This is a genomic window from Streptococcus mitis, assembly GCF_002096735.1.
In the GTDB taxonomy this organism is placed as follows: Bacteria; Bacillota; Bacilli; order Lactobacillales; family Streptococcaceae; genus Streptococcus; species Streptococcus mitis_CZ.
In genome coordinates this window covers 38,317-55,004 of the sequence record NZ_NCVC01000014.1, presented here as the reverse complement: position 1 = coordinate 55,004, position 16,688 = coordinate 38,317, and the positions used below count along the sequence as shown (strand labels likewise).

17 protein-coding genes and 1 riboswitch are annotated in these 16,688 nt (G+C 42.5%); of the genes, 3 read left to right on the top strand and 14 right to left on the bottom strand.

Annotated features, from left to right (window positions below):
- Window positions 1–6 precede the first annotated feature (6 nt).
- The 10 genes from fabZ to B7703_RS03645 form a co-directional block, all read right to left on the bottom strand.
- The gene (fabZ, locus tag B7703_RS03690; RefSeq protein ID WP_000565515.1) at window positions 7–429 is read right to left on the bottom strand and encodes a 3-hydroxyacyl-ACP dehydratase FabZ; all 423 of its coding nucleotides are present in this window, start codon (window positions 427–429) and stop codon (window positions 7–9) included.
- A complete protein-coding gene (accB, locus tag B7703_RS03685; protein ID WP_045612211.1) occupies window positions 426–911 on the bottom strand; it encodes an acetyl-CoA carboxylase biotin carboxyl carrier protein in 486 nt (161 codons plus the stop codon). Before accB ends, fabZ begins: the two co-directional genes overlap by 4 nt.
- Before the next feature lie 2 nt (window positions 912–913).
- Window positions 914–2,149 carry a beta-ketoacyl-ACP synthase II gene (gene fabF / locus B7703_RS03680; RefSeq protein WP_049544789.1) on the bottom strand — a complete coding sequence of 412 codons (1,236 nt, stop codon included), beginning with the start codon at window positions 2,147–2,149 and terminating at the stop codon, window positions 914–916.
- A 21-nt stretch (window positions 2,150–2,170) separates the two neighbouring features.
- Complete coding sequence (gene fabG, locus B7703_RS03675; RefSeq protein ID WP_001176197.1) at window positions 2,171–2,902, bottom strand: 3-oxoacyl-[acyl-carrier-protein] reductase; 732 nt, start codon at window positions 2,900–2,902, stop codon at window positions 2,171–2,173.
- Between the two features lie 40 nt (window positions 2,903–2,942).
- Window positions 2,943–3,866, bottom strand: coding sequence for an ACP S-malonyltransferase (gene fabD / locus B7703_RS03670; RefSeq protein ID WP_084923682.1), 924 nt, complete (start codon window positions 3,864–3,866; stop codon window positions 2,943–2,945).
- A complete protein-coding gene (fabK, locus tag B7703_RS03665; RefSeq protein WP_084923680.1) occupies window positions 3,859–4,833 on the bottom strand; it encodes an enoyl-[acyl-carrier-protein] reductase FabK in 975 nt (324 codons plus the stop codon). Before fabK ends, fabD begins: the two co-directional genes overlap by 8 nt.
- Before the next feature lie 116 nt (window positions 4,834–4,949).
- Window positions 4,950–5,174, bottom strand: coding sequence for an acyl carrier protein (locus B7703_RS03660; RefSeq protein WP_000257838.1), 225 nt, complete (start codon window positions 5,172–5,174; stop codon window positions 4,950–4,952).
- A 58-nt stretch (window positions 5,175–5,232) separates the two neighbouring features.
- On the bottom strand, window positions 5,233–6,207 hold the full coding sequence (locus B7703_RS03655) for a beta-ketoacyl-ACP synthase III (RefSeq protein WP_084923679.1): 975 nt from the start codon (window positions 6,205–6,207) through the stop codon (window positions 5,233–5,235).
- The gene (gene fabT / locus B7703_RS03650; protein WP_000386355.1) at window positions 6,207–6,641 is read right to left on the bottom strand and encodes a fatty acid biosynthesis transcriptional regulator FabT; all 435 of its coding nucleotides are present in this window, start codon (window positions 6,639–6,641) and stop codon (window positions 6,207–6,209) included. The genes B7703_RS03655 and fabT overlap by 1 nt, the downstream gene beginning before the upstream one ends.
- Window positions 6,642–6,734: 93 nt before the next feature.
- Window positions 6,735–7,520 (bottom strand): enoyl-CoA hydratase, encoded by a 786-nt coding sequence (locus tag B7703_RS03645; RefSeq protein ID WP_084923677.1) that lies wholly within the window; start codon window positions 7,518–7,520, stop codon window positions 6,735–6,737.
- A gap of 208 nt (window positions 7,521–7,728) precedes the next feature.
- Between B7703_RS03645 and B7703_RS03640 the strand changes: the two genes are divergently transcribed.
- The 3 genes from B7703_RS03640 (at window position 7,729) to serS (ending at window position 10,955) form a co-directional block, all read left to right on the top strand.
- A complete protein-coding gene (locus B7703_RS03640; RefSeq protein WP_050242190.1) occupies window positions 7,729–9,093 on the top strand; it encodes an aspartate kinase in 1,365 nt (454 codons plus the stop codon).
- Between the two features lie 2 nt (window positions 9,094–9,095).
- Complete coding sequence (locus B7703_RS03635) at window positions 9,096–9,467, top strand: DUF956 family protein (RefSeq protein WP_049538810.1); 372 nt, start codon at window positions 9,096–9,098, stop codon at window positions 9,465–9,467.
- 213 nt (window positions 9,468–9,680) lie between these two features.
- Window positions 9,681–10,955, top strand: coding sequence for a serine--tRNA ligase (serS, locus tag B7703_RS03630; RefSeq protein WP_084923676.1), 1,275 nt, complete (start codon window positions 9,681–9,683; stop codon window positions 10,953–10,955).
- A gap of 23 nt (window positions 10,956–10,978) precedes the next feature.
- Here the strand turns inward: serS and B7703_RS03625 are convergent, their stop codons facing one another.
- The 4 genes from B7703_RS03625 to B7703_RS03610 form a co-directional block, all read right to left on the bottom strand.
- On the bottom strand, window positions 10,979–11,878 hold the full coding sequence (locus tag B7703_RS03625; protein WP_045612224.1) for a TDT family transporter: 900 nt from the start codon (window positions 11,876–11,878) through the stop codon (window positions 10,979–10,981).
- A gap of 109 nt (window positions 11,879–11,987) precedes the next feature.
- Entirely contained in the window at window positions 11,988–12,536 is a 549-nt protein-coding gene (locus B7703_RS03620; RefSeq protein ID WP_000206768.1) for a carboxymuconolactone decarboxylase family protein, read from the bottom strand.
- 131 nt (window positions 12,537–12,667) lie between these two features.
- On the bottom strand, window positions 12,668–13,990 hold the full coding sequence (locus B7703_RS03615; RefSeq protein ID WP_084923674.1) for an alanine/glycine:cation symporter family protein: 1,323 nt from the start codon (window positions 13,988–13,990) through the stop codon (window positions 12,668–12,670).
- A 90-nt stretch (window positions 13,991–14,080) separates the two neighbouring features.
- Window positions 14,081–14,169: riboswitch (glycine riboswitch) on the bottom strand.
- A gap of 162 nt (window positions 14,170–14,331) precedes the next feature.
- Window positions 14,332–16,668: an endonuclease MutS2 gene (locus B7703_RS03610; RefSeq protein WP_084923673.1), complete on the bottom strand. Its 2,337-nt coding sequence runs from the start codon at window positions 16,666–16,668 to the stop codon at window positions 14,332–14,334.
- Window positions 16,669–16,688 lie beyond the last annotated feature (20 nt).

The window sequence follows — 16,688 nt, the reverse complement described above, 5'->3', positions numbered from 1 at the left end:
ACCTCCTTAGTTCCCAATTGCAAAGGTAAGAGTACCACTAGCTGCAAGCTTGCCATCCACTTCAGCCTTTGCTTCAACCACGGCAATGGTGCCACGACGTTTTACAAACGTTGCCGTCATAACTAATTGGTCACCTGGTACAACTTGCTTCTTAAACTTGACCTTGTCCATACCAGCGTAAAAGACTAGTTTCCCTTTATTTTCAGGTTTTGATAACTCCAAGACACCAGCTGTTTGCGCCAAGGCTTCCATAATCAGAACACCTGGCATGACAGGGTATTGAGGAAAATGACCGTTAAAGAAGGGCTCATTGATAGTCACATTTTTGATGGCAACAATGGTGTCCTCGCTCACTTCCAACACACGGTCTACTAGGAGCATAGGATAACGGTGGGGAAGGGCTTCTTTGATTCCTTGAATATCGATCATTTGATACGTACCAATCCTTTACCAAACTCAACCATTTCTTCGTTAGAAACGAGAATTTCCGTTACCACACCATCCTTAGGAGCTGGAATTTCATTCATGACTTTCATAGCTTCGATGATCACCAATGTTTGACCTTTTTTGACACTATCACCAACTGTGACGAAGGCAGGTTTATCAGGACCAGCAGCCAAGTAAGCCACCCCAACAAGTGGACTCTCTACAACATCTCCCTCAGCAGCTACGCTTGCTTCTGCTGGTGACGAAGTTTCTTCTATTACAGTTTCTACTGGAGCAGATGTAGGAGCTACTGGACTTGGTGTTGCTAGAACGGGCGCTGAAGCGACTTGAGCTGCAACTTCAGACACCAGTCTCGCTTCATTCTTGCTAAACTGCAACTCATCCGTCCCATTTTTATAAGAAAATTCTCTCAAACTTGACTGGTCAAATTGGGCCATCAAGTCTTTAATATCGTTTAAATTCATAGTTATTTATTCTCCCAACGTTTGAAAGCAAGAACTGCATTGTGGCCACCAAAACCAAAAGTATTTGAAATAGCGTATGGAATTTCTTGCTCCAAGCCTTGTCCATAAACGACATTGGCTTCGATATAGTCTGATACTTCACTTGTCCCAGCTGTCATTGGTACAAAGTTATGACGCATAGCTTCGATGGTTACGATAGCTTCTACCGCACCTGCAGCACCTAGCAAATGTCCTGTGAAAGACTTGGTTGATGATACAGGTACTTCCTTACCAAGAACAGCCACAATCGCACCACTTTCTCCTTTTTCATTAGCAGGAGTTGACGTTCCGTGAGCATTGACATAGGCTACTTGCTCTGGAGAAATCTCAGCTTCTTCCAAGGCTAGTTTAATGGCCTTGATAGCTCCCTGACCTTCTGGATGAGGAGAAGTCATATGGTAGGCATCACAAGTATTTCCGTAACCAACCACTTCAGCAAGGATAGTAGCCCCACGTTTTTCAGCGTGTTCAAGGCTTTCAAGAACTAACATCCCAGAACCTTCACCCATGACAAAACCATTACGGTCCTTATCAAATGGAATGGAAGCACGAGTTGGGTCCTCTGTAGTTGAGAGAGCAGTTAGGGCTTGGAAACCAGCAATAGCAAAAGGTGTAATAGAAGCTTCTGACCCACCTACCAACATGACATCTTGGAAGCCAAACTTAATTGAACGGAAGGCATCACCAATCGCGTCATTTGATGAAGCGCAGGCAGTATTGATAGATTTACAAACACCGTTTGCTCCAAAACGCATAGCAACATTTCCTGAAGCCATATTTGGCAAGGCTTTTGGAAGGGTCAATGGTTTCAAACGTTTTGGTCCTTTGTCATTTAGGCGAAGCACTTGATCTTCAATTTCCTTGATTCCACCAATACCAGAGGCCACAATAACACCAAAACGATCTTTATCAAGAGCCTCTACATCTAAATTGGCATGATTGACAGCTTCTTGAGCCGCATACAAGGCATATAAAGAATAGTTATCAAAACGATTGGTATCTTTCTTTACAAAGTATTTATCAAAAGGAAAATCTTGGATTTCTGCTGCATTATGAACATCAAAGTCGCTATGATCAAATTTCGTAATTTGACCAATTCCGATTTTTCCAGTTGTCAAACTATTCCAAAATTCTTCTGGTGTATTTCCGATTGGAGATGTTACTCCATAACCTGTTACTACTACGCGATTTAGTTTCATCTTTTTCACCTCTAGCTTCTGCTACATACTTAAGCCACCATCAATGGCAACCACTTGACCAGTTAGATAATCTTGGCCTGCTAAAAATACTGTCAAATCTGCAACCTGCTCCGCTTGTCCAAATTCTTTCATAGGAATTTGAGCCAGCATAGCATCTTTTACCTTGTCTGATAGAACAGCTGTCATATCGGACTCAATCATTCCAGGTGCAATAGCGTTAACCCTGATATTGCGATTGGCCACTTCACGAGCCACAGACTTGGTAAAACCAATCAAACCAGCCTTAGAAGCTGCATAGTTAGCTTGACCGATATTTCCCATCAAACCAACAACACTAGACATATTAATGATAGCACCTTCTCTGGCTTTCATCATCGGTTTCAAGACTGATTGTGTCATGTTAAAGGCACCAGTCAAGTTAACCTTGAGCACTTTTTCAAAATCCGCCTCTGTCATCTTGAGCATAAGGGTATCTTGGGTAATCCCTGCATTATTGACCAAAACATCTACTGAACCCAGCTCTGCAATAGCTTGATCAACCATACGCTTAGCGTCTGCAAAATCTGACACGTCTCCTGATATAGGAACCACCTTGACACCATAGTTTGAAAACTCAGCGAGCAATTCTTCTGAGATTGCCCCACGACTGTTTAAAACAATATTGGCTCCTGCTTGAGCAAACTTGTGGGCGATGGCAAGACCAATTCCACGACTCGAACCTGTAATAAAGATATTTTTATTTTTTAGTTGCATTCTTTTCTCCTGTTTCCTCTTGTATTTATGGGAGAAGGGATTACTTGTTTTCTAGCAAAGTTTCCAAACTAGCCTGATCTTCAACATTGGCTAGTTTAGCGGTCTTATCAATTTTTTTGACAAAGCCTGACAAGACTTTCCCCGGGCCAATCTCGATAAAGTTGGTTACGCCTGCTTCTTGCATAACCGCAATACTTTCATAGAAACGAACTGGTTCCTTGATCTGACGCGTCAAAAGTTGAGCAATGTCTTCTTTTTTCATGACCGTAGCTTCTGTATTGCCGACTAGGGGACAAGTAAAATCTGAAAAACTTACCTGAGCTAGAGTTTCAGCTAGTTTCTGGCTAGCAGGCTCAAGGAGAGCGGTATGAAAAGGTCCTGAAACCTTGAGAGGAATCAAGCGTTTAGCTCCTGCTTCCTGCAAGAGTTCAACAGCTCGGTCAACTGCAGTCACTTCTCCACCAATCACAATTTGTGCAGGTGTATTATAGTTGGCTGGGGTAACTACTCCAAGTTCAGAAGCTTTTCGACAGACTTCTTCAATAACCTCTACTGGCGTATTGAGAACTGCTACCATCTTGCCAGAACCAGCAGGGGCCGCTTCTTCCATATAGGCTCCACGCTTAGCTACCAAGGCTACCGCATCTTCAAAATCTAAGGCACCACTGGCCACCAAGGCAGAATATTCTCCAAGGGACAAACCAGCAACCATATCAGGCTGATAGCCCTTTTCTTGCAATAAACGGTAGATAGCAACTGAAGTTGCTAAAATAGCTGGTTGCGTATAGCGGGTCTGATTGAGTTTTTCTTCTTCTGTATCAATAAGATAACGCAAATCATAACCGAGTACCTGACTCGCTTGATCAATCGTTTCTTTGACAATCGGATACTGATTATAGAGTTCCCGTCCCATACCTAGATACTGGGCACCTTGACCAGCAAATAAAAAGGCTGTTTTAGTCATTTCTTACAACTCCTGCCCAACGAGAGGCTTCTTCTTGAATTTTCTTAGCTGCTCCGTAATACAAATCTTTTAGGATTTCTTCAACGGTTTCTTCTTTGGAAACAAGGCCTGCAATTTGACCTGCCATGACAGAGCCTCCATCCACATCTCCGTGAACAACAGCTTTGGCTAGAGCACCTGCTCCCATTTGTTCAAAGATTTCCAAATCTGGATTTTCTTGTTTAAAGGCATCTTTTTCAGCTTGTTCAAAATCACGAGTCAACTGATTTTTAATCGCACGAACAGCATGTCCAAAGTGTTGAGCTGAAATCGTAGTATCAATATCTCGAGCTTTTAAAATTTTCGCCTTATAATTTGGATGGGCATTAGACTCTTTTGCAACGACAAAACGAGTTCCAACCTGAACAGCCTCTGCACCTAGCATAAAGCCAGCCGCAGCACCTTCACCATCCGCAATCCCTCCTGCAGCAATAACAGGAACAGATACAGCAGCAGCAACCTGACGCACCAAGGTCATAGTTGTTAATTTACCGATATGCCCCCCGGCCTCCATTCCTTCTGCAATAACAGCGTCCGCACCGATTTTTTCCATGCGTTTAGCTAAAGCAACACTAGGCACAACTGGAATAACCGTGATACCAGCAGCATGGAAGCGTTCCATGTACTTGCTTGGATTTCCTGCGCCTGTTGTAACAACCTTAACCCCTTCCTCGATAACGAGGTCTACAATATCTTCCACAAAGGGAGACAAGAGCATAATGTTGACACCAAAGGGTTTATCAGTCAATGATTTGATTTTATCAATATTTGCCTTGACAACTTCTTTAGGGGCATTCCCCCCACCGATAATCCCTAGTCCTCCAGCCTTGGAAACAGCTCCTGCCAAATCACCATCAGCAACCCAAGCCATTCCTCCTTGAAAGATAGGATAATCAATGTTCAATAATTCTGTAATACGCGTTTTCATAGTGCCTCCATCGTTTCTTGCTTACGTAATAGTTCGATATCGTCATAATTTGAAAATCAAACTATTGCCTAAACAAGAGGGAGCGGGTTTCCCTACTCCTTCTATTTATATTCTGCTTATTTTGTTTGCTCTTCAACGTAGGCAACCAAGTCACCAACTGTTTTCAAGTCATCTTCTGCTTCGATTTGGATATCAAAAGCATCTTCAATTTCTGAGATTACTTGGAACAAGTCCAATGAATCTGCGTCCAAGTCATCAAAAGTTGATTCAAGTGTTACTTCTGATGCGTCTTTCCCAAGTTCTTCAACGATAATTTCTTGTACTTTTTCAAATACTGCCATAATAGGACTCCTTTAAAATAAATAGTTTTTTATAACAATGTGTTCACCACATGATTACCTAAATTGTAAGAATGAGTGTGCCCCAGGTCAAGCCTCCACCGAAGCCTGATAGCAGAACAGTCTGGCTACCATCTAAACGGATGAGATCTTGTTCTACACACTCTGAAAGTAAAATCGGGATACTGGCTGCACTGGTATTGCCATATTCCATCATATTGGCTGGAAGTTTGTCTCGGTCGACACCGATTTTCCTAGCCATCTTATCCAAAATACGGTCATTAGCCTGATGAAGTAGCAGATAATCCAAGTCTGTCGCCTCTACAGGAGATTCTTCAATAGTCTGCTTGATAGACTTGGCTACATCCCGAATAGCAAAATCAAAGACTGCGCGTCCATCCATCTTCAAAAATGAATCTGCACTTTCTTGATCTGAAAACGGAGAATGCAAGCCTGAATGTCCATAAGTTAGACACTCGCTACGACTCCCATCACTATTGAGACTCTCTGCCAAGAAATGCTCTTGCTCGCTAGCTTCTAACAAGACACCACCAGCACCATCTCCAAACAAAACAGCTGTTGATCGGTCTGACCAATCGACTGCTTTAGAGAGGGTTTCACTACCAATCACCAAGCCTTTTTGAAAGCGACCAGAAGCGATAAACTTTTCAGCAGTTGAAAGAGCAAATACAAATCCACTACAAGCAGCTGTTAGGTCAAAAGCAAAGGCCTTATTAGCACCAATATTAGCTTGAACACGAGCAGCTGTAGAGGGCATCATCGAATCTGGAGTAATGGTAGCTAGGATGATAAAATCCAACTCCCCTCCTGTGATTCCAGCTTTTGCCATCAGTTTCTTGGCAACTTCTGTAGCCAAATCACTAGTAGATTCTGTTCTTGAAATATGCCTTTGTCGTATTCCCGTCCGACTTGAAATCCACTCATCATTGGTATCCATAATCTGAGCCAAATCATGATTTGTAACCACTTGCTCTGGCACATAATGAGCAACCTGGCTTATTTTTGCAAAAGCCATTATCTCAAATCCTCCAAAAATTGATAAAGATTGGTCAAACCTTTGCTCATAACCTCAATTTCTTGCTTACTCATACCATCAATGATTTTTTCAACCATGGCCTTGTGGAAGCGTTTATGTAGCCTATGAACCAAGCGACCTTTCTTTGTCAAATGCAGATGTACCACACGTCGATCATGTTCTGAACGAATGCGTTCAATGTAACCCTTGCGTTCGAGATTATTCAAACTAGTCGTAACTGTCCCAAGAGTCACCATCAACTCTTTTGACACTTGACTTGGTGTCACATCTGGAACTTTTCCAATCACATCAATCGTATGCATTTCTTTGATGGAGATATCCTTGAAACGACTACCCCTCAAGCTAACTTCCTCAATAACGAGGACATTGTTAAATATAGACGTTAAATATTCATTAATTCGTTGGTAGTCCAATCTTTCCTTCCCTCCTTTTCAAAAAAACTTTTAGAATCAAAACATTTGACAAAAGAATTATATCAAAGTTCAAAGAATGGTGCAAGTATTTTTTTATTTTCCTGTAAATTTAGGTCTTCTTCTTTCCGAATGAGCCCGAACTCCCTCTTTGAAATCCTCTGTTTGAGCTAAGGATTCCTGTAGGTTCAGTTCTAAAGTAGCATAATCTTGCCAATCTTTAAATTGGCTCTCCCACACCAACTTCTTAATGGCAGCATAAGAATTAGCTGACCCGCGTCTCAATTTTTTAAGAAGCTGTTCTCTCGTCTTTTCAAGTTTATCAGCTTCACAGACGCGGTAAACAAGCCCCCACTCCAGAGCTTTTTCTGCGGACAAAGCTTCTCCTGTCATGGCTAATTGAGCAGCACGCGTCACACCAATACTACGACTCAAGAGATGAATCCCACCTGCATCTGGAGCCAAACCAACTCCAACAAAGGCTTGGATAAATTTAGCCTTATCCGTTGCCAGACAGAAATCTGCAGCAACAGCCATATTCGCTGCAGCACCTGCAACAGCCCCATCAACCTCCATCAAGACAGGTTTAGCAATTTGCTTGATTTTATAAGAAATTGTATTGACCAATTCTGCGATTTTCGTTAATGATGGAACATCATCCTCATCTACTGCCCGCTTCATCTCTACTAAATCTCCTCCAACGGAGAATACTTTCCCATTGGCATTAATTAAGATAAAATGCACAGCTGGATCCTTCTCTGCCAGAGTCAGAGCTTCCAAAATCTCCTCACACATAGGAATATGAAAACCATTTGCGACCTCAGGACGATTTAAGGTAAGAATCGCCAAATCCTCTTCAAGCTGATAAATAATATGTTCCATCAGGACTCCTTTTATTTTATAGGCAATTTAAATTATTTTATTTTCAAAGTATATCTTTTTTGAAATCAGAAAGCAAGAAAAAATCAACTGAAAGTGTCTCAGCCGATTAGAAAGGCTCGCTTTATACTAGAACGCATCTTATTTTCTTCATTGAAAAAAGGCTTTCTTTCTGCTATAATCGTATAAAATACTTACTTTAGGAGTTCTTATGAAAGTTGTTAAATTTGGAGGTAGCTCTCTTGCCTCTGCTAGTCAATTAGAAAAAGTTTTAAACATCGTCAAAAGCGATTCAGAGCGTCGTTTTGTCGTCGTTTCTGCGCCTGGTAAACGTAATGCTGAAGATACTAAAGTTACGGATGCCTTGATTAAATACTACCGCGACTATGTTGCTGGTAACGATATTAGTAAGAGTCAAAACTGGATTATCGACCGCTATGCTGCTATGGTTAGTGAACTAGGTCTTAAACCAGCTGTTTTAGAAAAAATTTCAAAAAGTATTCGCGCCTTAGCTACTCTTCCTATCGAAGAAAATGAATTTCTCTACGACACTTTCCTAGCAGCCGGTGAAAATAACAATGCTAAATTGATTGCTGCCTACTTTAATCAAAATGGTATCGATGCACGCTATGTGCACCCTAGAGAAGCTGGTATTGTAGTCACAAGTGAACCTGGTCACGCTCGCATCATTCCATCAAGTTATGACAAGATTGAGGAATTGACAAATGCCAATGAAGTCCTTGTCATTCCTGGTTTCTTTGGTGTTACCAAGGAAAATCAGATCTGTACCTTCTCACGTGGAGGATCAGACATTACAGGTTCTATCATTGCTGCCGGTGTTAAGGCAGACCTCTATGAAAACTTTACGGATGTTGATGGTATCTTTGCAGCACACCCTGGTATTATCCACCAACCACACTCAATCCCTGAGCTGACCTACCGTGAAATGCGTGAGTTGGCCTATGCAGGATTCTCAGTCCTTCATGACGAAGCGCTTCTTCCTGCCTACCGAGGAAAAATTCCTCTGGTTATCAAGAATACCAACAATCCTGATCATCCAGGTACTCGTATCGTTCTAAAACATAGTAGTGATGAATTCCCAGTAGTAGGAATTGCTGGTGACTCTGGCTTTGTCAGCATCAACATGTCTAAATACCTCATGAACCGTGAGGTTGGATTTGGACGCAAGGTTCTTCAAATCCTTGAAGATCTTAACATCGGTTGGGAACATATGCCAACAGGTATCGACGATCTTTCAATCATCCTCCGTTCTCGCGAACTAACTCCTATCAAGGAAGAAGAAATCCTTCGTCAGTTGGTTCAAAAGGCTGAAGTAGACCATGCAGAAATCGAACACGACCTTTCTATCATTATGATTGTTGGTGAAAAAATGAAGAGTCATATCGGAGTAACTGCTACTGCGACACGTGCTCTATCTGAAAACAAGATTAATATCCAGATGATGTCTCAAGGTTCTAGTGAAGTTTCTATCATGTTTGTTGTCAATAAAGACCAAGAAAAAGCAGCAATTAAAGCGCTCTACAATGCCTTTTTCGGTGAAAGTAAGGAAGACTAATCATGGCCCAATCTCTTAACAAAACAGTGCTTCTCAATACGACCGGAACTTCCTACCTCTCTATAGCTGGGAAAGTTGGGAAATTCCTTGTTGGAGATCAGGCTCTGGAATTTTACCCAGATGTCAATGTCGAACAATTTATCCAGATTCCTTGGGACCATATCAACCAGATTGGAGCCAATGTCACTGGTCGCAAAATCAGTCGCCACTTCGAAGTCTTTACAGACAGAGGAAAATTTCTCTTTGCTTCAAAAGACTCAGGTGCCATTCTTAAAATTGCTCGCGAAAAACTGGGCAATGACAAGGTCGTCAAACTTCCGACCCTGATTCAGACAATTAGCCAAAAATTTAAAAATCTATTTGCAAAAAAGTAGAAACTTTAGTATAATCATAGCAACGGATAAGTAGGTTATCTTCTTCTTTCAGAAAGTCTGCGGGTGCTGCGAGCAGATAGGAGGGATAGGTGAAATTCTACCGTTAGTAACAATTACATACACAATCAAGTGCACACCTGTGAAGTTGGATGGAACCGTGGCCCTGCCACTCCAACGCTTTGTCAGGTGTGCTTTTTTCATAAAGGAGTTCTTATGTTAGATATCAAACGTATTCGTACAGACTTTGATTCTGTCGCAGGAAAATTGGCTACACGTGGTGTAGATGCTGCTGTCTTAAACGAGATGAAAGAAATCGATGCTAAACGTCGTGATATTTTAGTCAAGGTTGAAACTCTCAAAGCAGAACGAAACACAGTTTCTGCTGAGATTGCCCAAGCTAAGCGCAACAAGGAAAATGCAGATGACAGGATTGCTGCCATGCAGAATCTATCTGCTGAGGTTAAAGCCTTGGATGCTGAATTGGCAGAAATCGATGCTAAATTGACAGAATTTACTACTACTCTTCCAAACATCCCAGCTGACAGCGTTCCTGTTGGAGCTGATGAAGATGACAACGTGGAAGTTCGCCGTTGGGGTACTCCACGCGAGTTCGATTTCGAGCCAAAAGCTCACTGGGATCTGGGTGAAGACCTTGGCATCCTTGACTGGGAACGTGGGGGTAAGGTAACAGGAGCTCGCTTCCTCTTCTATAAAGGTCTCGGTGCTCGTTTGGAACGTGCCATCTACAACTTTATGTTGGATGAACATGGAAAAGAAGGCTATACAGAAGTCATCACGCCTTACATAGTTAACCACGATTCTATGTTTGGAACTGGTCAATATCCAAAATTCAAGGAAGATACTTTTGAATTGAGCGACAGCAATTATGTCCTTATTCCTACAGCTGAGGTTCCTCTAACAAACTACTACCGTGATGAAATCCTAGACGGCAAAGACCTGCCAATCTACTTCACTGCTATGAGTCCTTCATTCCGTTCTGAGGCTGGTTCAGCTGGCCGTGATACTCGTGGCTTGATTCGTTTGCACCAATTCCACAAGGTTGAAATGGTTAAATTTGCCAAACCAGAAGAATCTTACGAAGAATTGGAAAAAATGACAGCCAACGCTGAAAATATCCTTCAAAAACTTAACCTTCCATACCGTGTCGTTGCTCTCTCTACAGGAGATATGGGCTTCTCAGCTGCTAAAACTTACGACTTGGAAGTTTGGATTCCAGCGCAAAATACCTACCGTGAAATTTCAAGCTGTTCAAACACAGAAGATTTCCAAGCCCGTCGTGCCCAAATCCGTTACCGTGATGAAGCAGATGGCAAGGTGAAATTGCTCCATACCTTGAACGGTTCTGGACTTGCAGTTGGACGTACAGTGGCTGCTATTCTTGAAAACTACCAAAATGCAGATGGTTCTGTGACCATCCCAGAAGTTCTTCGTCCATACATGGGTGGCGCTGAAGTTATCAAACCATAAAAATAAGGCCTAGCTATTTCTAGCTAGACCTTTTTTCGTAACCAAATTAGATAAGCACCTAATACAAAGAATAAAATAGTGAGGCATATAATAGTTTCAGCCAGTACCAAATAATCCAAAAATGGAAGTTTCAAGATTCCCTGAGCCATCTTGAGCGAAGTAGCTGTGATAATGGTCGGGAAGGTGAGGGCTGAAAAGGCTGGTTGAAAGCCTTGTTTTAAAATATTGGGCAGGCGAGTCAAAACAAAGAAAAAGAAGGATTGAGAAAGCAAGATCATGACAATCAAGACCCAGGTTTGTAGGCTGGCTCCTCCAACCCGAACCAGAGAAGCCAAGAGTAGAGAGAAAGGAGCACAGTAGATTCCTTCTTGCCCAAGCAAGGCTAGTGGGAGCGGATGTTTCTTTAAATCGCTATAAATAAGGGGATAGAGATAGAAGGTTAGGAGAAAACCAAAACTCAAGGTCGCATAGGCAATTTCGATGATACCTACAAGAGGATAGGTCAAGGCTGCTACTGCTATCCCCACATAGAGAACCGTCCAGCTAGGAGTCGCATGAACCCTCCGCCCCGGATAGGCAAATTTAATGGTGAAACCAGCAATCAAGAACAAATCCAAGAGAAATGAAAACCACCAAAGTCCTTGCGCTACCAAAGGGAAATGAGGGAAGACTCGAAAGACATAAGTCGATAAAATCATCCCAGCCATGGGAAAGGTCGCCATTCCTGACAAAAGAGGAGGCTTGGTCAATTCTTGCTTTGTTTCTTTCCAATTAAAGAGATGAAGAAGCAGAAAAAAGAGCCACAAAACCAAACCTGTCAGACTCAATAGATAGGACAGAACCGGCAACGTATCTAAAATAAGATTTCCAGCTCCTGCCAAACCTAGCAAACAACCAGAAAATACCAAAGGGAGTTTTTTCATCCTAACCTCCAATAATCATGTTAGTTTCAGTATAGCATAAAAGCGCTTAAATGAGGACTTAAAAAAACGAAGTCCGATTATTTCAGACTTCATTTTACTCAGATATGAATTAGGCATAAGGTTGCAATTCTGGATTAATTGGGGTATTAGCTAGGTTGTTGGCATAGTTACAGAGGCTTGCTAGGCTGACACCAAGAACCACATCCAAAGCATTTTGTTGGGTGTATCCAGCTTCTAGAAACTCAGCCAAGGCTTCATCTCCTACACGACCCTTGGTATTGATAACTGCCAAGGTAAACTTAGCTAGGGTGTCCAATTTAGGATCTGTTTCGATTGGAGTACGATTGCGAAGGGCTTGAAGCAGGTCATCATTCATCTGGATTTGTTTGATGGAAAAGGCTGTGTGACCTGCGACGCAGAAGGCACAACCATTAGTTACTGCTGCCGTGATTTGCACCACTTCACGCTCAACAGGTGTCAGGCTGTTGCGACGGTTGATAGCTCCGACAGTACGGTAAGCCTCTAGAGCAGTCGGTGCATTGGCCAAGAGACCGATTAGGTTGGGAATATAGCCATTGTTATCTTTTTCTACTGTTTCAAGAACTTCTTTCACTTCTGCTGGTGCTGATTCTACTGTATGGATTGTAAATGTTGTCATCATAAAACCTCTTTTCATTTTGTTGAAACCTAGTCTATCACAGATTCTATACCTTGCATAATATATATTTTAAATTGCATCGATAAAAATTTTTTATGAAAGAAAAAAATCACACGCGATGTGTGATTTCATTATTTATTAAAATACTTTTTAGTTTCAGCAATAACGACCGGCGACAAGACTAAGAGGGCAATCAAGTTTGGCAGAGCCATCAAGGCATTGACAATATCTGCGATAATCCAAACCATATCCAACTCGATAAATCCTCCCAACAGAACCATGAGCACAAAGACCACACGGTAGAGCCAGATAAAGCGAACCCCAAAGAGAAACTCAAAACAACGTTCTCCGTAATAGTTCCAACCTAGAATCGTTGTAAAGGCAAAGAGCACAAGGAAGATGGTCAAAAGGGCAGGTCCAAAGTGTGAAAAGACTGTTGAGAAGGCTGACTGAGTCAAGGCAACCCCATTTAAGTCGCCACTCCAAACACCAGTCACCAAGATGGTCAAACCAGTCAAGGTACAGATAATGAGGGTATCAATAAAGGTTCCTGTCATGGAAATCAATCCTTGCTCTACTGGTTCATTTGTCTTAGCCGCAGCTGCTGCAATGGGAGCCGAACCCAGACCAGATTCGTTCGAGAAAACACCTCGCGCCACACCATTTTGAATAGCCATTCGAATGCTAGCGCCAGCAAATCCACCTACCGCAGCAACTGGACTAAAAGCCGATGTCAAGATTAAAGCGATTGTGGCAGGGATTTTCCCAATATTAAAGAAAATAACTGTAAGAGTTCCCAAAATATAAATGATAGCCATAAAAGGAACAACAGTAGTTGAAACCTTTGAAATGGACTTGAGTCCACCAAAGACAGCAATCGCTACAAAGACAGACAAAACAAGAGCCGTGATGGCTGGCGAAATAGTCGTTGTATTTTGGATAGATTCTGTTATCGAGTTGACTTGGGTGAAGGTTCCGATTCCCAATAGGGCTACTAAGACACCTGCGATAGCAAAAAAGATGGCAAGTGGTCTCCACTTTTCTCCCATACCCAAAAGTATATAGTGCATGGGACCTCCTGCAACAGCACCGTTATCGTCTTTAGTCCTGTATTTAATAGCTAATAAACCTTCCGCATACTTGGTTGCCATTCCAAAGAAAGCCGCCAGCCACATCCAAAAGAGGGCTCCTGGTCCACCGACCTTGATAGCTGTCGCCACCCCGATAATATTTCCCGTACCAACTGTCGCTGCTAGGGCTGTACACAAGGCCGCAAAACTGGATACATCCCCATGCCCCTTATCCTTGATAAAAATAAGCTGAAAGGCCTTAGAGAGACGCAAAACCTGCAAAAGTCCTAAACGGACAGTTAGGTAAATCCCTGTTCCGACCAATAAAATCAAGAGGGGTGGACCCCAAGCAAAAGCATCAATTGATTTAAGCAATTCTAACATTTCCTTCTCCTATCTTTTCAACCCCAAAAGAAAGAGCACATGCAAGATACATGTACTCTGGAATGCTTAGATAAATGCTAAAAAGCGGTCTATCCTAGCTCTGTCCTTTTACCTGAGAGTTTGAGCAGTTGCCTGCCTTGCCCCTTCGGTGCCTTTACGGTCTCTCCAGAGTTCCGTCCATTTACAGTCATGGAAAATCAAACGATTCCCCACTTCTATTAAACTTCATTCGGTGTTGGTATTTAATTGATTCTTATTTTACAAAAAATGTTGGTTTTTGTCAATGTGTTTATTAGTAAAAATTAGTTCAACAGTTTTTACTTTATAAAGTCCGAAATACTTTATCCTTTAAACGTCACAATAGTTGCCCCGCTACCTCCAGCATTTTGTGGGGCATAGCCGAAACTCTTGACATGTTTGTTTCTTTGTAGATATTTGGTGACTCCTTCACGGATGACACCTGTTCCGATACCATGGATGATATCGACTTGGGCCATATTATTGAGCAAGGCTTGGTCGATAAAGGCATCTAGCTCATTCATGGCTTCTTCATAACGTTTGCCTCGAAGGTCCAGTCTTGCTTGTGGACCTCTGCCAGAAGTTCGTTTCACAACATTGACTTGTTTCTTCTTAACTTGCTTTTCTGGTTGGGCTTGAACAAGGTCAAACTCTTTCTCTTCCAAGGTCATCTTAATCAAGCCGACTTGGGCTTCCCAGCGACCATCCTTGAGTTGACTGGTCAAGGTACCACGCTGACCGTAACTGAGAACCACGATATCATCTCCCACCTTTGGAGCTCGTTTTTTCTTGGCCTTTTGAAGAACCTTATTTTTAGACAAATCTACTTTTTCAGGAGCCAGTTTTTTCAGCTTTGCCTTGGCTTCAATGATTTCGTGGGGTTTGAGTTGAGATTTACTATGGAGATTTTTAAGAATCTGGTCACTTTCACTCAGAGCCATGTCCACAATCTCAGCAGCCTGTTCACGCGCCTTATTAAGTTCGGTTTCCTTTTCACGATTGAGTTCGTTGTAAAGTTTTTTGAGAGCACGGTTCATCTTGAGATTTTCTTGTTCCACCTCACGGATATTGTCCAAACGTTTGCGGCTCTCTAGCGTCTGCTCTTCCAGTTGCTCAATGATACGATTGACATCATTGTCCTGATCGACCTGCTGGCTGGCATCCCCTACGATAACCTCAGATAGGCCTAGACGTTTGGCAATTTCAAAGGCATTGCTTCGTCCAGGCACACCCTGCATAAAGCGATAAGTCGGGCGAAGAGTTGCAGTATCAAACTCCATGCTGGCATTTTGAACAAAGGCTGTCTCAATACCGTAGGCCTTGAGTTCTGGATAGTGGGTGGTCGCCATGGTCTTGACTTGACGCAGGCGAAGGTCCTCCAGAATAGCCATGGCAAGAGCAGCTCCTTCTTGAGGGTCTGTACCAGCACCCAACTCGTCTAAGAGTAAGAGGGAATGTTGGTTGACCTTGCCAAGAATATCCACGATATTGGTCATGTGGCTAGAGAAGGTAGACAAACTCTGCTCAATAGACTGCTCATCGCCAATATCGGCAAAGATTTCTTCAAAAATACCCACACGACTTCCCTTGTCTGCTAAAATCGGCAAACCAGACTGAGCCATAACCTGCGTCAAGCCCAGAGTTTTGAGCATGATGGTCTTCCCACCTGTATTTGGACCTGTGATGACAATGGCTGTTAAATCTTGACCAAAATGGACATCATTCGCAACCGCATTTTTGACCAAAGGATGGCAGACATGGAGCAGTTGAATCTCCTGATTTTCTGACAGCTGAGGAACAACTGCTTGCCTCTCTTGGATAAAGCGGACCTTGGCACGAATCAAGTCTAGATGACCGATAATCCAAGCATCATTGGCAATCTCAGCAGCATGTGGGCGGACACGCTCAGAAATTTCTTGGAGAATGCGAAGCATTTCATAACGCTCATCTGCTCGTAAACTGGCAATTTCTTCGCTCAGTTTGACCACCTCACGGGGTTCGATATAGACGGTGTTTCCGCTGGCAGAAATATCATGAACGACACCTGCAATCTTGTTACGATAAGTGTTTTTGACTGGTAAAACCTGACGGCCATTTCTACTGGCTACGATCCCTTCCGTCAACATCTGCGCTTTTTGCTTGAGCAAGTCTTGCAAAACATCACGTACCTGACTCTCGCTATCATGGATTTTTCGACGGATTCGCGCCAATTCTTCACTGGCAAAATTTTCAATGAAACCTGCATCATTAAAGGCCTGAAGATTTCCTTGTAATTGTGGAAAATCGTGTAATTTCTCAAACCAAAGGGCTAATTCTTCCAAGCTGACATTTTCCAGATTAGCATAAAAACTTTGCAATTCTCTGCTGGAAAGAAGTACGCGCTTCAAGAGTAGGAACTCCTCGATATTGAGGTCCGCCCCCATCTCCAACCGCTTGCAGACTCCTGCAATTTCCTTGGTTGCGAGAATGGTAAAATGCGGTTGCTCGACAAAGAGAGCCTGCATTTCCTTCATCTCAGCAAAAGCCTGTTTGATTTTATCTGCTTTGGCAGTTGGAGCCAGCTGTCTCAGTTGCTCCAAGCCCTGCTCTGTCAACAAATGAGGTTCAAACAAGGCCTTGACCTTATTGAACTCTAATGTTTCTAATATTTTCTTGTTCATCGTTATTTCCTTATCTTTGA

Coding starts and splice junctions, on each gene's coding strand:
- fabZ (WP_000565515.1), bottom strand. CDS start 429: ATGATCGATATTCAAGGAATCAAAGAAGCCCTTCCCCACCGTTATCCT.
- accB (WP_045612211.1), bottom strand. CDS start 911: ATGAATTTAAACGATATTAAAGACTTGATGGCCCAATTTGACCAGTCA.
- fabF (WP_049544789.1), bottom strand. CDS start 2,149: ATGAAACTAAATCGCGTAGTAGTAACAGGTTATGGAGTAACATCTCCA.
- fabG (WP_001176197.1), bottom strand. CDS start 2,902: ATGCAACTAAAAAATAAAAATATCTTTATTACAGGTTCGAGTCGTGGA.
- fabD (WP_084923682.1), bottom strand. CDS start 3,866: ATGACTAAAACAGCCTTTTTATTTGCTGGTCAAGGTGCCCAGTATCTA.
- fabK (WP_084923680.1), bottom strand. CDS start 4,833: ATGAAAACGCGTATTACAGAATTATTGAACATTGATTATCCTATCTTT.
- B7703_RS03660 (WP_000257838.1), bottom strand. CDS start 5,174: ATGGCAGTATTTGAAAAAGTACAAGAAATTATCGTTGAAGAACTTGGG.
- B7703_RS03655 (WP_084923679.1), bottom strand. CDS start 6,207: ATGGCTTTTGCAAAAATAAGCCAGGTTGCTCATTATGTGCCAGAGCAA.
- B7703_RS03645 (WP_084923677.1), bottom strand. CDS start 7,520: ATGGAACATATTATTTATCAGCTTGAAGAGGATTTGGCGATTCTTACC.
- B7703_RS03640 (WP_050242190.1), top strand. CDS start 7,729: ATGAAAGTTGTTAAATTTGGAGGTAGCTCTCTTGCCTCTGCTAGTCAA.
- B7703_RS03635 (WP_049538810.1), top strand. CDS start 9,096: ATGGCCCAATCTCTTAACAAAACAGTGCTTCTCAATACGACCGGAACT.
- serS (WP_084923676.1), top strand. CDS start 9,681: ATGTTAGATATCAAACGTATTCGTACAGACTTTGATTCTGTCGCAGGA.
- B7703_RS03625 (WP_045612224.1), bottom strand. CDS start 11,878: ATGAAAAAACTCCCTTTGGTATTTTCTGGTTGTTTGCTAGGTTTGGCA.
- B7703_RS03620 (WP_000206768.1), bottom strand. CDS start 12,536: ATGACAACATTTACAATCCATACAGTAGAATCAGCACCAGCAGAAGTG.
- B7703_RS03615 (WP_084923674.1), bottom strand. CDS start 13,990: ATGTTAGAATTGCTTAAATCAATTGATGCTTTTGCTTGGGGTCCACCC.
- B7703_RS03610 (WP_084923673.1), bottom strand. CDS start 16,668: ATGAACAAGAAAATATTAGAAACATTAGAGTTCAATAAGGTCAAGGCC.